Source organism: Mesorhizobium sp. M0207 (assembly GCF_040321995.1).
Classification (GTDB): Bacteria; Pseudomonadota; Alphaproteobacteria; order Rhizobiales; family Rhizobiaceae; genus Mesorhizobium.
Window position 1 is genome coordinate 1 of sequence record NZ_JAMYSQ010000002.1, and the last position, 13572, is coordinate 13572.

12 protein-coding genes are annotated in these 13572 nt (G+C 57.0%); 3 read left to right on the forward strand and 9 right to left on the reverse strand.

Annotated features, from left to right (window positions below; genetic code table 11):
• Positions 1 to 115: 115 nt before the first annotated feature.
• From NKJ15_RS03795 to NKJ15_RS03805, 3 genes are read left to right on the forward strand one after another with little or no spacing between them, the layout of a single operon-like run.
• Positions 116 to 571 carry a GspH/FimT family pseudopilin gene (locus NKJ15_RS03795; protein WP_352814579.1) on the forward strand — a complete coding sequence of 152 codons (456 nt, stop codon included), beginning with the start codon at positions 116 to 118 and terminating at the stop codon, positions 569 to 571.
• A complete protein-coding gene (locus NKJ15_RS03800) occupies positions 568 to 951 on the forward strand; it encodes a prepilin-type N-terminal cleavage/methylation domain-containing protein (protein WP_352814138.1) in 384 nt (127 codons plus the stop codon). The genes NKJ15_RS03795 and NKJ15_RS03800 overlap by 4 nt, the downstream gene beginning before the upstream one ends.
• Complete coding sequence (locus NKJ15_RS03805; protein ID WP_352814140.1) at positions 948 to 1673, forward strand: PulJ/GspJ family protein; 726 nt, start codon at positions 948 to 950, stop codon at positions 1671 to 1673. The genes NKJ15_RS03800 and NKJ15_RS03805 overlap by 4 nt, the downstream gene beginning before the upstream one ends.
• Before the next feature lie 23 nt (positions 1674 to 1696).
• On the opposite strand, the gene gspG is transcribed toward NKJ15_RS03805, so the two are convergent.
• The 9 genes from gspG to NKJ15_RS03850 all read right to left on the reverse strand — a co-directional run bounded on the left by gspG (position 1697) and on the right by NKJ15_RS03850 (position 13406).
• Entirely contained in the window at positions 1697 to 2155 is a 459-nt protein-coding gene (gene gspG, locus NKJ15_RS03810; protein ID WP_352814141.1) for a type II secretion system major pseudopilin GspG, read from the reverse strand.
• Positions 2152 to 2649, reverse strand: a complete 498-nt coding sequence (locus tag NKJ15_RS03815) for a prepilin peptidase (RefSeq protein ID WP_352542873.1) — start codon at positions 2647 to 2649, stop codon at positions 2152 to 2154. Before NKJ15_RS03815 ends, gspG begins: the two co-directional genes overlap by 4 nt.
• Positions 2649 to 4775: a type II secretion system secretin GspD gene (gene gspD / locus NKJ15_RS03820; RefSeq protein WP_352814143.1), complete on the reverse strand. Its 2127-nt coding sequence runs from the start codon at positions 4773 to 4775 to the stop codon at positions 2649 to 2651. Before gspD ends, NKJ15_RS03815 begins: the two co-directional genes overlap by 1 nt.
• 740 nt (positions 4776 to 5515) lie before the next feature.
• The gene (locus NKJ15_RS03825) at positions 5516 to 6193 is read right to left on the reverse strand and encodes a hypothetical protein (RefSeq protein ID WP_352814145.1); all 678 of its coding nucleotides are present in this window, start codon (positions 6191 to 6193) and stop codon (positions 5516 to 5518) included.
• A gap of 17 nt (positions 6194 to 6210) precedes the next feature.
• On the reverse strand, positions 6211 to 8769 hold the full coding sequence (locus NKJ15_RS03830; RefSeq protein WP_352814147.1) for an RHS repeat-associated core domain-containing protein: 2559 nt from the start codon (positions 8767 to 8769) through the stop codon (positions 6211 to 6213).
• Positions 8770 to 8992: 223 nt separating this feature from the next.
• On the reverse strand, positions 8993 to 9415 hold the full coding sequence (locus tag NKJ15_RS03835; protein ID WP_352814148.1) for a hypothetical protein: 423 nt from the start codon (positions 9413 to 9415) through the stop codon (positions 8993 to 8995).
• Positions 9416 to 9428: 13 nt separating this feature from the next.
• Positions 9429 to 11093, reverse strand: a complete 1665-nt coding sequence (locus NKJ15_RS03840) for an RHS repeat-associated core domain-containing protein (protein ID WP_352814150.1) — start codon at positions 11091 to 11093, stop codon at positions 9429 to 9431.
• Between the two features lie 155 nt (positions 11094 to 11248).
• Positions 11249 to 11719, reverse strand: a complete 471-nt coding sequence (locus NKJ15_RS03845) for a hypothetical protein (protein ID WP_352814153.1) — start codon at positions 11717 to 11719, stop codon at positions 11249 to 11251.
• Positions 11694 to 13406: an endonuclease toxin domain-containing protein gene (locus NKJ15_RS03850; RefSeq protein ID WP_352814155.1), complete on the reverse strand. Its 1713-nt coding sequence runs from the start codon at positions 13404 to 13406 to the stop codon at positions 11694 to 11696. The genes NKJ15_RS03845 and NKJ15_RS03850 overlap by 26 nt, the downstream gene beginning before the upstream one ends.
• Positions 13407 to 13572 lie beyond the last annotated feature (166 nt).

Consider the following 13572-nt stretch of genomic DNA (forward strand, 5'->3'; position numbering starts at 1 on the left):
ATATCATCGCGTCTCCCCAAAGAAAGCTTGACCCCAGCACTCCGGTGCTCAGGTTCTCCTGGCTGCCGGATGCGCACGTCTGCGGTCTTCACCGGATGCGTACGCCGCGCCTCCTATCTGTCAACGAGAGAACACGAGGGCCGGGTTCACTCTGGTCGAGATGCTGGTGGTGCTGGCGATCATGGCTGTCGTCGCGGCCATTGCAGCTCCGGGCATCGCCAGAAATTATCGAACCAGGAACCTGGAGACCTTGACGAGCGAGATCGCCACCCGACTGCGCCTGTCACGCACGTCTGCAATCGCCACCGCTCGGCCGAAACAGATCGTCATCAATCCTCGTGCCGGCACGATCCGTTTCGATGAGCGAGACACACTCGTCCTGCCCGAGGACATCGAGATGACTGTCACGACCGGGCTGGAAACTGTGGCTGCGGATCGGCAGGCGACTTTGACATTTCTCCCGGATGGCAGCGCGTCCGGGGTGGACATCGGTCTGCAGCGAAAAGGCCAGACGGTACGCATCGAGGTGAACTGGCTGACCGGGCTGGTGACTTGGCGAAAACTGCCATGATCTCGCAGCCAGCCCCCGTGTCTGAAGAAGATGGGTTTTCGATCCTGGAGATGATCGTCGCGATGACGATCCTGGCGCTTGTGCTTGGCATAGCGAGCCAGTCGATCGTGATGGCGAGCCGCAGCATCGCGGTTGCCAAAACGCAGGTCGAGGCTGCTCGGGCAGTACGCGCGATGCTGGCCGATTACCAAGCCAATGCCGGGTTGAACTCAATTCCCTCCGATGCCGCGCAGCCCGGTTGGAGCCTGAAAACCCGCACGATTGAGATATCGAACGCGAAACTAACAGCGATTATCATTGAGAGAACCGGCGCCGCTGGTGCCGGGCGCGGCGAGCCGTTTCTGACGTTTGTTCCCGTCCAGGATACGAACTCTCAATGAGCCGCCCCTCAGATGTTTGCGGGCAGTGGCTCCCAGAGTTTCCCGTCCTCAAGCCCAGCTTCGAATGGTTCCGCCTGGGTGGAACTCGCGCGCCATCGGCGTCGGTCGAGGGATTTGCACTGATCGACGTGCTGGTTGGGCTTGCCCTGGTCGGCGTGATTTCGTCGCTGATGATTGTCTTTCTCGGACAAGCCCGCACGATGATGCGCATCGAGAAGGCAACCGAGATGCAGATGGAGGTCGATGCTGCCTCGCGGTTTCTCGAAAGGGCAATCAGCCGTGCGGAACCGCTGCCGTTGTCAAAATCGTCGCCGGAGAGTGTGATCTATCTTAGCGGTGAGTCGGCCCGGATTGAATTCAGCGGCATTCAGGCGATCGGCTTCAGATCCTCGGCACTGCGGGAGATCACCGTTTTCCTTGGAAGCGACGACCAAGTTGAAGACATCCTGACCATCGACCAAAAACCACGCCGCGGCAGCGAAAACAGCAATTCATCCGACAGCCAATCAGTTCGACTGATTGCTGGTGTGACCGCCATAAAATTCGAATATCTCGATGGCTCGCCAGGAGCATCTCTGTGGTCGGACAGCTGGAGCGCCCAGCGGCGCCTGCCGGCCGCTGTGCGGTTCACAATCTCGGTCGATCGGGACGGCGCAGCCTACTCATCCGCAGGCTTTGCGCGCCTCGAGTTGGCAGATCGCCAAGCACAGCCCAGGAACTGACGATCTCCCATCCTAACGCTTGATCAGTTGGTAATGTCCTGATCTTCGCCGCTGCCGTCCGGCTTGCTGTCGCGGCCGAAGGTGCGGATCAACACACCGCTCGCATCGGCCTTCACCTCGTAGGCATAAGGTTTCCCCCAGGGATCGTTCAGCCCGGTGGTCTCCTTGAGGTACGGCCCGTTCCAGCGCTCTTCACCGGCAGGCGCCGTCACCAGCGCAGAGAGGCCTTCCTCCGAAGTCGGATACTTGGCGTTATCAACATAGTAGAGTTCGAGGGCGCTTTCGATGTTGCGAATTTGCGCCTTGGCCGCATTGGTCCTGGCCGAGCCGAGATAGCGCAGAACCTGCGGGGCAGCGAGCGTAGCGATCAGCGCGATGATGGCAAGCACGACCAGAAGCTCGACCAGCGTAAAGCCGCTTTCATGATTTTCGCTTTCACGGCGGTGTTTTCTGCTTGGTCGAATGAAACGGAGAGAAGTCATTGGAGTGATCCCATGTTCCAACCTGCAAATTGTTCCAGCACCCAGGTGCAGCCAAGGCCCGTTGCGATGAACGGACCGAAGGCGACGCGCGCCCGCGCGGCCGCCGGACCCACCGCGACCACCTGACCACCGATGAATAACAGCGCGCTTGCGCTTGCTATGAACAGCAAGACCGGCAGCAGCAGCGGGTTGATCCAGCATGCGGCGGCGCCAAGCATTTTGACGTCACCGAGCCCGAGACCGACCCGGCCGGTCATTGCGAAATGACCGCGACGGACGAGCCAGACAGCGGACAAGGTTCCAGCAGCGAACAGGATTTGGCTAGGGACCTGATCTAGTTGTGTCGCAGCTTGGAAGCCAAGGCCCGTGCCAGCCAACGCCAGATTGAGTTCATCGGGAATTATCAGCCTTCGGAAATCCGCAACTGAAATGGCGACAAGGATTGCCGCCAGCGCGATCGTCGCAATCAGCACGAGAGACAAGTGGGCGCCCATCAGTATTTCAGTCGTTTGAGATTCTGTTGCAGAGGGGTTCCGCCGCGGCGCTGCTGGATCGGCGTCTGCAGGCTGATCTTGCCGCGGAATTCATCGGTGACCTGCCGCGCCTCGCTGATGTCGCGGATAACGCGCGGACGAATGAAAATGATCAGCTCGGTCCGCCCGACGCTGTCGCTCTTGTGCTTGAAGGCGTTGCCGATGATCGGGATGTCGCCGAGGATCGGCACCTGGCCGCGATCGACATTGTTGCGTTCCTGGATAAGGCCGCCGAGCGCCAGGCTCTCGCCGTCATTGACCAGCACGCGCGTCTGGATCTTCCGCTGCTGGATGGTTGGCGAATCAATGCCGGAGCTGGTCGTCTTGGTAACGTTGCTGACCTCTTGGCTGATATCGAGCATGACACGGCCGGCGTTGTTGATGCGCGGCGTCACCGTGAGAATAACGCCTGTGTCCTTCATCTCGACCGAATTGACGATCGGCGCGTCAGCGGTCGATGTTCCCACAGCCTGCTGCGTGATGATCGGCACCTGGTCGCCAACCTGCAGGATCGCCTTTTGATTGTTGAGCGCCATGATGGTCGGCGCCGATATCACATTGACGTCGGTGATGCTGGCGAGTGCGTTCAGCGTAACCTGAATGTTGTCGGTCGCGTAGGTCCAGCCAAAACCGGGGAAGGTTGCGCCGGTGAAACCGCTGGCCACGTCGGACAGCGAGATCTTCATACCATTGTTTTCGAAGAACCAGCGAAGCCCGAACTTCAGTTCGTCGTTCAGCGTCACTTCGGCGATCACCGCCTCCAGCATGACTTGCGTCGGCAAGATGTCGAGCTTCGCCAATATGTGCTGGATGCGATCATAGTCCCGTGCCGTGGTCTGTATCAGCAGCGCATTGTTCTCGACATCAGCCACGACCTTGGCGTGGGTGGGTGACTGTTCGTCTGGCGCCAAGGCCAGCGACGGGGATGGGCCGGTCAATGGCACAGGCGTCACGCCATCGGATTGCAAGGCGATCGGCGTCATGTCGGGCGACACGTTCGCGCCGGCCATCTCGCCCTCGGTCTTGACCGAAGTGCCGAGCACGGAGCTCAGCACCGCAGCCAGTTCCTTGGCCGGGCGGTTCTGGATTTCATAAACGAAAAGCTGGTCCTCGTTGGTCTCGGCCAGCTTGTCGAGCTTGCCGATCCATACCGCGGCGCGGCTGAGATAGGCCGGCCGCGAGGTGATCACCAGCACCGAATTCAGCCTATCGTTGGGAATGAATTGGATGATCTTGGCGCCAGGGCCGTTCTTGGTGCCGAAGATCGAATCGAGTTCCGAGGCAACGGCCTCCGGCTTTGAGGTCTTCAGGGGATGAAGGGCGACCGACATGCCGCGCATCCAGTCGACGTCGAACACCGAAACCGCTTCGCGAATGGCGTCGAGGTCGCTGTTGTTGCCGGCGACCGTGATCAGGTTGCGGGTGGAATCGACCCTGAGCACCGATCCTTGCCGGGTGATCGGCTCGAGAATCGTCTTCATTTCGTCAGCCGCGATGTATTGCAGCTGCAGCACCTGCACCTTGATGCCAGGGCCGGAAGGCGAAACCGACGGCACGCTGACCGACGGGGTGCTGGACATGATGTCGGACAGCGGAACGATCTGGTAGGTGCCGGCGCGTTTGGTGATGCCGGCATTGTTTACGGCAAGTGCGGACTCCAGGATATCGACCAGCGCGTCCTGCGATACAGGTTGTGACGTTTGCAGCGTCACCGTCCCCTGCACGCGCGGGTCGACGATGTAGTTCAGGTGAAGCGCGTCGCCAAGCACGGCTTTCGCCGCTTGTGCGACAGGTGCGTTGACCAGATTGAGCTCGAATTGACCAGAACCATCGGCCGTCACTTGGGCGATTGGCGCGCCAGAGGAGACGAAATTACCGGAGCCCTGATACTGCGCACCGGAGAAGCGCTGGGCTTCACCTGCCGCAGTTAAGGGATGGGAAGCGTTATATCCCGCCCGCAGCGGCGAGTTCTTTGCATGCAGACTATCAACGGTTTCGGTGAAAAAATCCTTGCCCGACGGAGACGTGCAACCTGCGCATGCGAGCAGCATGCACAACACCACGCAATTACTCAGATTGATCGACATCCGCCCGATTCCCCTAAGGTTTTAGTCTAGGGGTTCTTGGGGATGGGCGCTGGAATTGCTGGCGTTATTTCGCGTCTGTCCACAGGTGGATAGAAGAGGGCAGTAAGCTGGCGTCAGGCGAAGACCGCGTGCGATTTTGGAGAGCAAAGGACGTTTGCTCCATGAGGAAGCGGTGCTGAAAGCGATAGCCGCGCGAACATGGCAAAAAGTGCACTGTCACCGCATTTGCCTGTCACCGCATTTCCCGCGCCTGTTACCACATCCTGAAGGAGGGCGGGCCGTTCGATGTGACGCGCGGCTTCGCCTGAAGGAAGACGGCGGTCCGGCAAGCCACGTGCGGTGACTGGGACACTGGGACTGCAACCAGCTGCACTGAATTGGATGCCGGATCGCCGTCGCCAGCGGTAATGTGAAGCGGATCGCCCGCGCCGGGAGCCAGGCGGAGATTGGCGTCGAGAACCCGACAGCCGTGGAAACTCAAAGACCCATTTGAACGCGGCGCGGAACCAACGTTCTTCTGTGGCTGAGCCGCCAGGGTTGAGAGCAAGCCGCAAGGCCTGACCAATACTTGATCCTCATAGGTGTCTGGCGCGATCCTTCTCGCAGCCAATCTTGAAGAAACGGGTGCGGTTCAAAACCCCAAGAGAGAAAAATAATTGGTTCAAATTTCCTGCTGACGCCGCCAAAATGTTCCGCGCGTCCTTGACGGGAGGCGAGCTACATGGGTGCCACGTACTTCATCATCTTTTGCCATTCTGTATAGCGCTCACGAGTTGTGTAGAAAACTCGATGATATCGAAGGTGAAACTATCCTCTCCTACCACGCTCCTTCTGATAAGTCCTATTTCCTCTCCGGAGCGGAAACGACGAACAATCTCAAGTCCACGGGATGCACGATTTTGGCTCGAGTTATTCCAAAATTCATTGCTTAGCGGGTCGGAGAATTCTGGCTTCAGTCCGCCAGCGCCGGACTCTACCCGCTTCGCGAAATCCTGAAATACTTTTTGAGGGGAACGGATCGCCCATTCTATGGTTGCCACCCGAACATAAAGGTCTAGGTCGAGAAGACATTTCGCTAGGGGTTGAGCAACCTCTTCATCGTAATAGCCGGACGTAGTCATGTACACAACAAAAGCGCGGCGGCATGCCGAAAGAGTGTCATTTGCAAGTTCTGTTGCAGCCGTCTTCAATACGTGAAATTTTTTACTAACCTCGTTAAGATAATAGGAACCAAGGATTCGATCGTTGGATCTTTCTGATTCAAGGAGTTTTACAAGAACTTCAAGTTCCTCCCCGTTCCTCCATCTTCGAATAGCCTGTCCTGTCGCCTTATAGCTTAGAGCATCGTCATTTTCTGCAACGCCTCGAGCCAATGCTATCAGTTCTTCTGTTGAGTACTTCGATAAGTCTTCACTCATTTATACACCTATCTGCTTTAATTTCCAGACCCGTCATCGCCTTGGCCGTCGCTACTGTCACCAGGTTCACCTTTTTCATTTTTCGCCTTTTCAGCCTTAGCCTTTTCGGCAGATCTCCGTTCACGCTCTGCAGTCAACATATCACGGTATTTTTTTTCTACATTTATTCTATCGGCGTGAACCTTCTGCGTATAGCGATCTTGCCTTTCATAAAGTTGATCCAGTTCACGTTGTTTTATGCTGCCGTTAGCTCTGTCGATTGTTTCATCCAACTTTTTGTCGTTTATGTGCGGACCGACGACATGGTCGAGGAGATCCTCGTCACGATCCTTCAGCCTTCCCTTTGGGTCGTACGGCTCCCCGAGGTGGCCATAATCCCATTCATCGTATGCTTTGTTTTCTAAAACAGCAGGAGCTTTTGTCGGCGAACTCTCCGCAACGGCAGGCTTGTTTAAGTCCCATAATTTCTGAGTATTTGTTATCGGAGAGTTGTTTACTTTACCATCATCGATAGTATCTGCGCTGACGTAGCTGAGTATAGCGGCCCCAATAGTCCAGCCAATTAGTGCCTCCCCGATGCAGGCGTCTTCGAGGCAATGTCCATTGTTATCAGCTTTGTTGACCGGATCGTTCTGAGCATAGGCATATCGGTTGGTGCCGACGCCTGGTTTAGTTGGATCCCAATCGTCGGGCGAGATGAACCTGCCCAGCACCGGATCCATATATCTGGCGTTGAGATACAGCAGCCCTGTCTCGGGATCGAAGCGTTCGCCGATGTAGCTCTTCTGCGTCTGGAAGCCGGTGTTGAGGCGTTCTCCGTAAGTGGCGTAGTTGGTGGCCTCGACGATGGCGCCGGCGGCGTCGGTGACCATGCGCACCGAGGCTAGGTGATCGCGGTGCAAGAAGGCTTTTGTGGTGCCGGTGACCTTGATGTCGGGATGGGGATAACGGGTGTAGATCTCCGCTCCGGGTGTCGCCGGATTGATCTCGACGGAGGCGTCGGGATAGAGCGTGGTGGCGACGGATGAGCTTTTTTTGCTGCGTGCGCCGTCGGGACCATAGAACAGCGAGACGGTGCTGGCGGCTTGCGTGACGGTCTTCAGCCGGTTGGCCTCGTCCCAGGCGAGCGTCCTGGTGCCGTCGGTGGTCATGTTGCCGTTGGCGTCATAGCTGAGCGTCTTGACGCCGACCGCGGTCGGCGCATGCGGACGCGGCGCTGTCGCCGCGGGATAGACGTACGTGCCTGCAACGCGCGTGCGCGAGGTCAGATTGTCGTTGGCGGCATAGACGAATGTTTCGTCGAGCGTGTTGGTGCCGAGATTGTCGCTCGAGGTCAGCCGGTCGGCCTTGTCGTAGCCATAGGTCCAGCTGTCGGAAGCGGTCAGCCCGGTCGTGCCGGTGATGCGGCCGAGGAGGTCGCGGGCATACTGGTCGTCGAGCAGGATCGTGGCGCCCTTGGCCGTGGTGACGCGAGTCAGCCAGCGGCGGGTCGGCGAATAGATGAAGCTTGTCGTGACCCCGTTCGCATAGGTGATCGACTTGGTCGAACCGTCGGCCTCGTAGATGGTGGAGGTGATGAAGCCGGAAGCCGAGAGTAGCTTGTTGCCGGCGGTATATTGCAGCGGTGCGGCAGAAGTGCCGAAGTCGAGCTGCACCGGCAGGTATTGCGTGCGCAGCGTCTGGCCGGAGGCATCGCGCACGCTGGTCGTGGTGTGGGTCAGCGTGCCGATGGTGACGTCCTGGCGGGCGGCCTTGCCAAAGCCGTCATATTTGTTGCCTTGAGTTGCGGCAGGGTTTGTCGAGGTGGTGAGCTGGCCGACATTGTAGTAGCCGGCCGCCGCCTGGTCGTAGGTGTTCTGGGTCAGCGTCACCGCACTGCCGCCGGACGCCGTCGCCGTCTTCAAGGTCAGCCGGTCCATCTGGTCGTAGGCCAGGCTGGTGACGGTGCCGCGGGCATCGGTCTGGCTGGTCAGCCGGTTGGCGCCGTCATAGACGTAGGACCAGCTGCCGAGATCGGGATCCGTTGCCGAAAGCCGGTTGCCGACCATGTCATAGGCGTAACTCCAGTTCGAGCCGCCGGGATCGCTGACCCCGATCAGCCGGCCAAGGACGTCGTAAGTACGGCCCTCCGTCAGAGCGAGGCCGCCGAGATCGCGCACGATCTGCACGACATCGCCGTGCGTCGAGGCCACGCTCTTCGACTGGCGCGTGGTCGTCGCATTGATCTGGTCGGTCTGGGTGACCGCGTAAAGCCGCGGATTGGTCCCGGTACCGCTATCGAGGCTGTGGGCGAAAATCGTCTGGCTGGCATCGGCATAGACGGTCTTCACCGGCCGGTCGTTCCAGTCGTAGGAATTGGTCGTCCACTGCGCGGTGTCGCCGACAAAGCGCGGGAAGGCGGTGCGCAGCACATTGCCGCGCAGATCAAAATCGGTGTCGGCAATGCGCTTTGCTCCCGCCGCCGTCTCGCCGGGCGTTTCCACCCGGTAGACCCGGCCGAGCCCGTCATAATAGGAGCGGACAAAATCCTCGCCGGCGCCATTGGGCAACGGCGTCAGGGCATGGGAAAGCCGCAAGGCCTGACCAATGCTTGATCCCTATGGGTGTCTGGCGCGATCGTTCATCGCAGCCAAGCGTGAAGAAACGGGTGCGGTTCAAAGCCTGCCGCTGAGGGAACGAAAAGAAAAGGATGCAAATTGGCGGCTGACACCGCCAAAAAAGTTCCGCGCGACCTTGACGAGAGGCCGGCTAATGGGTGTCACCGTAATTCGTAATTCACCGTAATTCCGCAATTCTAATTCAGATGAAGACGATCGGGTTACCTTCTTTAATTGCCGCCTTCACAAGGCTCCGCACCTGAGTAGAAAAATCTCTCACCTCTATAATTTCTGAATCGCGTAGCATATTTAGCTCTTCTAGAATTTTATCGAAATAAGAATTTTCAATCATATCGCCAAAATGGCCTCCAGAATACAAGAAAAGCTTCTCCAATATTGATTCTCTATCACCAAATTTCTCTGCGATTGTGTCACTAAGGAACTTGATATGGGCAATATTACCAAAATCCACGCGTATTGCGATCGAATCCGCATAGTCAAAATTTTGATTCAATGCTTTAGATGCAATTACCTCACCAGTGTCAGCGTCAATCTCGCAATCGGATAGATTGAACTGCTTCTCCAAAGACTTCTTACTTTTATAGACAGCTGCTGAGAGAGACATATTTTACCTTTTCCTAATATCTAACCAACCCATCTGCGATAGTTGATACTGTAACTCTTCCCTTAATATAATAACCTATATTACCCTCTACCCTCTGAATTTCATGAAGAACCCGAGATCTTGTTATTTCAGTTTTTCTTGCATCAACAAATACATTTCTATCACTCTGTTTGACGGCTTCTTGAATTCCATTTTTAAGTGTATTGTTGCCATTGACGGTAAGCTCTTTGAATTCTGTTTGAATACCATTAATCTTGAAATCCGGAGTCTTCATTGTTGCCCTAGGCACGGCTTCAACATCATTCCCCATGTCCAATTGTTCTTTTGCAAACGCCTTCTCCTCAGGCCGAAGCGAATTCCAATTTCCAGTGAACTTGCCGGCCTTTTTATTGCTGTCGACCTTTTTATTGCCATTGTCCGGATCATACGGATTCGGTGTTGCCGGATTCCCCGAAACATCCGGACCCGTCTTGTTAGCGCCGTCGCTACTTTCATTATCATCGGCAGACGAGTTGGCAACGTTGTGACCGAAGAGACCTCCGAAGAGACCTCCAAAAAAACTGTCGTCATCGTTGCTATTGTCCCCAGAATAGTCACATGACCGAGGACTTTGCACTTGATGCCCATTCTGATCACCCTTATTGACCGGATCGTTCTGGGCATAGGCGTATCGATTGGTCCCCACACCCGGCAGCGTCGGATCCCAGTCATCGGGCGAAATAAACCGCCCCAGCACCGGATCCATGTATCGCGCATTGAGGTATAGCAGTCCGGTCTCGGGATCGAAGCGCTCGCCGATGTAACCCTTTTGCGTCTGGAAGCCGGTGTTGAGCTGTTCGCCATAAGTGGCGTAGTTGGTAGCCTCAACAATGGCACCCGACATATCGGTGACCATGCGGACAGATGCCAGATGATCGCGGTGCAGGAAGGTTTTTGTCGTGCCCACCACCTTGATATCAGGGTGGGGATAGCGCGTGTAGATCTCCGCCCCCGGTATCGCCGGATTGATCTCGACGGAGGCGTCGGGATAGAGCGTGGTGGCGAAGCTTGAGGATTTCTTGGCTCGCGCGCCGTCCGGCCCGTAGAACAGCGACACGGTGCTCGCGGCCTGGGTGACTGTCTTCAGCCGGTTGGCCTCGTCCCAGACCAGTGTCCTGGTGCCGTCGGAGGTCATGTTGCCATTGGCGTCATAGCCAAGTGTCTTGACGCCGACCGCTGTTGGCGCGTGCGGACGAGCGGCACTCGCCGCGGGATAGACATAGGTGCCTGTAACTCGGCTACGCGAAGTCAGATTGTCGTTGGCGGCATAGACGAACGTCTCGTCGAGCGCGTTGTTGCCAAGATTGTCGCTCGATGTCAGCCGGTCGGCCTTGTCGTAGCCATAGGTCCAGCTGTCGGAAGTCGTCAGCCCCGTCGTGCCGGTGATGCGGCCGAGGAGATCGCGGGCATACTGATCGTCGAGCAGGGTCGTGGCGCCCTTTGCCGTGGTGACGCGGGTGACCCAGCGGCGGGTCGGCGAATAAATGAAGCTTGTCGTGACCCCGTTCGAATAGGTGATCGACTTGGTCTGGCCGTCGGCTTCATACACGGTCGAGGTTATGAAGCCTGAAGCCGAGAGCAGCTTGTTGCCGGCGGTATATTGCAGCGGGGCGGCCAGCGTGCCGAAGTCGAGCTGCACCGGCAGATACTGGGTGCGCAGCGTCTGGCCGGAGGCATCGCGTACGCTGGTCGTGGTATGGGTCAGCGTGCCCAGCGTGGCGTCCTGGCGGGCGGGTTTGCCAAAAAGCGCACTATCGCCGCAATTCGTAATTCCAGAGCAATGGATTTACGCCATTAGCGACAGTATGATATACATTTTCTAACGGCACAGCCTAACTCTTCGGGTTGTCCATTGGAAAATAGAATAGTGTCTAATTCTTCAGCTCCTACTGTTCCTTTGTTCTTAGACCGAGCATATGGAGTGAGTTTATATTTGTCTTCCGCCTCCTTCTCAACAGACATTTGTAGACATTTCTGAAAGAGAGAATTAACTGAATTCAGCCCATAGCGCGACACAGATCTTATAAGCAAATCCGGATTGATAACTCCATCCGGAACACCTTCGACGTGGGCCTCAACCATCTCGCGTGTAGCAATGCCAATTTCCAAATCTTTGGTGGACGACAATTCTCCGATCAAGGTCGCCGGCCCTACAAATTTCTCCCACCCTGTTTTGGTCGTAACCATAGGCACACCAAATATTTTTCCTTCAAAAATTAACAGAAAGCATCGTTTCATCTTATGGAACCACAGTTGTCTTGACATCAACGCCTGATGTTTTTCCCTCAGCCTTTATTGAATCGATGACTGCCTGCTGTGCCTTGGTCGGTGCTCCCGGAATGGCAATCTCGAGTTCCCTTTTCTTAATGGAGGAACTTGTAATTTGTACTGGTTCTCCTGCTCTTGTCTTTCCAACCGCGCCTTTGAAATTGGCAATGTCCCTCAAATAGCTTCTAAGAGTAGACCCTAGTTTCTTCGGATCTTGATATGTACGAGCTGTTAAATCAACAGATTTGATACTGCGAGCTATCCCCGCTAAGGGGTTCCAACCATCTATAGTAGGAAAATTCGGAGCAAGATTGGCACCTAATCTAGTTTCCATTATGAAGCCCCGGACAACCGGTTGTTCCATAACCCATACGCTAGCTCGTGAAGCTAGCCTACCAATCGTCGCTCCTGCAAACTTATTTACGGCCTCGCCAGGAATCGCTCCCAAGGCCATGTTGGCCACGGCCATAGATTCGCTTGTTTGTGTAACGTCGTCCGGCGTCTCAGGAGTGTTGGCTTCTGTGGTGCCGCTCAGAAGCGCCATACCTGCTTCGACAATGACTCCTATGCAGGTAGGACAGTGCCCATTCTGATCGCTTTTATTGACCGGATCGTTCTGGGCATACGCATACCGGTTTGTTCCGACGCCCGGCAGTGTCGGATCCCAGTCATCCGGCGAGATGAACCGTCCTAGCAGCGGGTCCATGTAGCGTGCATTGAGGTAGTACAGCCCCGTCTCGGGATCGAAGCGTTCGCCGATGTAGCTCTTCTGCGTCTGGAAACCGGTGTTGAGGCGCTCGCCGTAGGTTGCGTAGTTGGTCTGCTCGACGATGGCGCCTGTCGCATCGGTGACCATGCGCACCGAGGCCAGGTGATCGCGGTGCAGGAAGGCCTTTGTCGCGCCGGTCACCTTGACGTCGGGATGGGGGTAGCGGGTGTAGATCTCCGCCCCCGGGGTCGCCGGATCGATCTCGACGGAGGCGTCGGGATAGAGCGTGGTGGCAAAGGATGAGCTTTTTTTGGCTCGCGCGCCGTCCGGGCCGTAGGAGAGAGAAACGGTGTTGGCGGCGATTGTGACGGTCTTCAGCCGGTTGGCCTCGTCCCAGGTCAGCGTCCGGGTGCCGTCGGCGGTCATGTTGCCATTGGCATCATAGGTGAGCGCCTTGGCGCCGACCGCTGTTGGCGCATGCGGACGAGCAGCGTTCGCCGCGGGATAGACATAGGTGCCGGCAACACGGGTGCGCGAGGTCAGATTGTCATTGGCGGCATAGACAAACGTCTCGTCGAGCGTGTTGTTGCCGAGATTGTCGCTCGAGGTTAGCCGGTCGGCCTTGTCGTAGCCATAGGTCCAGCTGTCGGAAGCCGTCAGCCCGGTCGTGCCGGTGATGCGGCCGATGAGATCGCGGGCATACTGGTCATCGAGCAGGACTGTGGCGCCCCTGGCCGTGGTGACACGGGTCAGCCAGCGGCGGCTCGGCGAATAGGTGAAGGAGGTCTTTACGCCATTGGCATAGGTGATCTCCTTCGTCTGACTGTCGGCCTCGTAGATGGTCGAGGTGATGAAGCCGGAGGCCGAGAGCAGCTTGTTGCCGGCCGTATATTGCAGCGGGGCAGCCAGCGTGCCGAAGTCGAGCTGCACCGGCAGGTATTGCGTGCGCAGCGTCTGGCCGGAGGCATCGCGCACGTTTGTCGTGGTGTGGGTCAGCGTGCCCAGCGTGACGTCCTGGCGGGCGAGCTTGCCAAAGCCGTCATACTTGTTGCCTTGAGTGGCCGCAGGGTTGGTGGAGGTGGTGAGCTGGCCGATGTTGTAATAGCCGGCCGCCGCTGCCTATGGGGTGAGCCGAGCTATG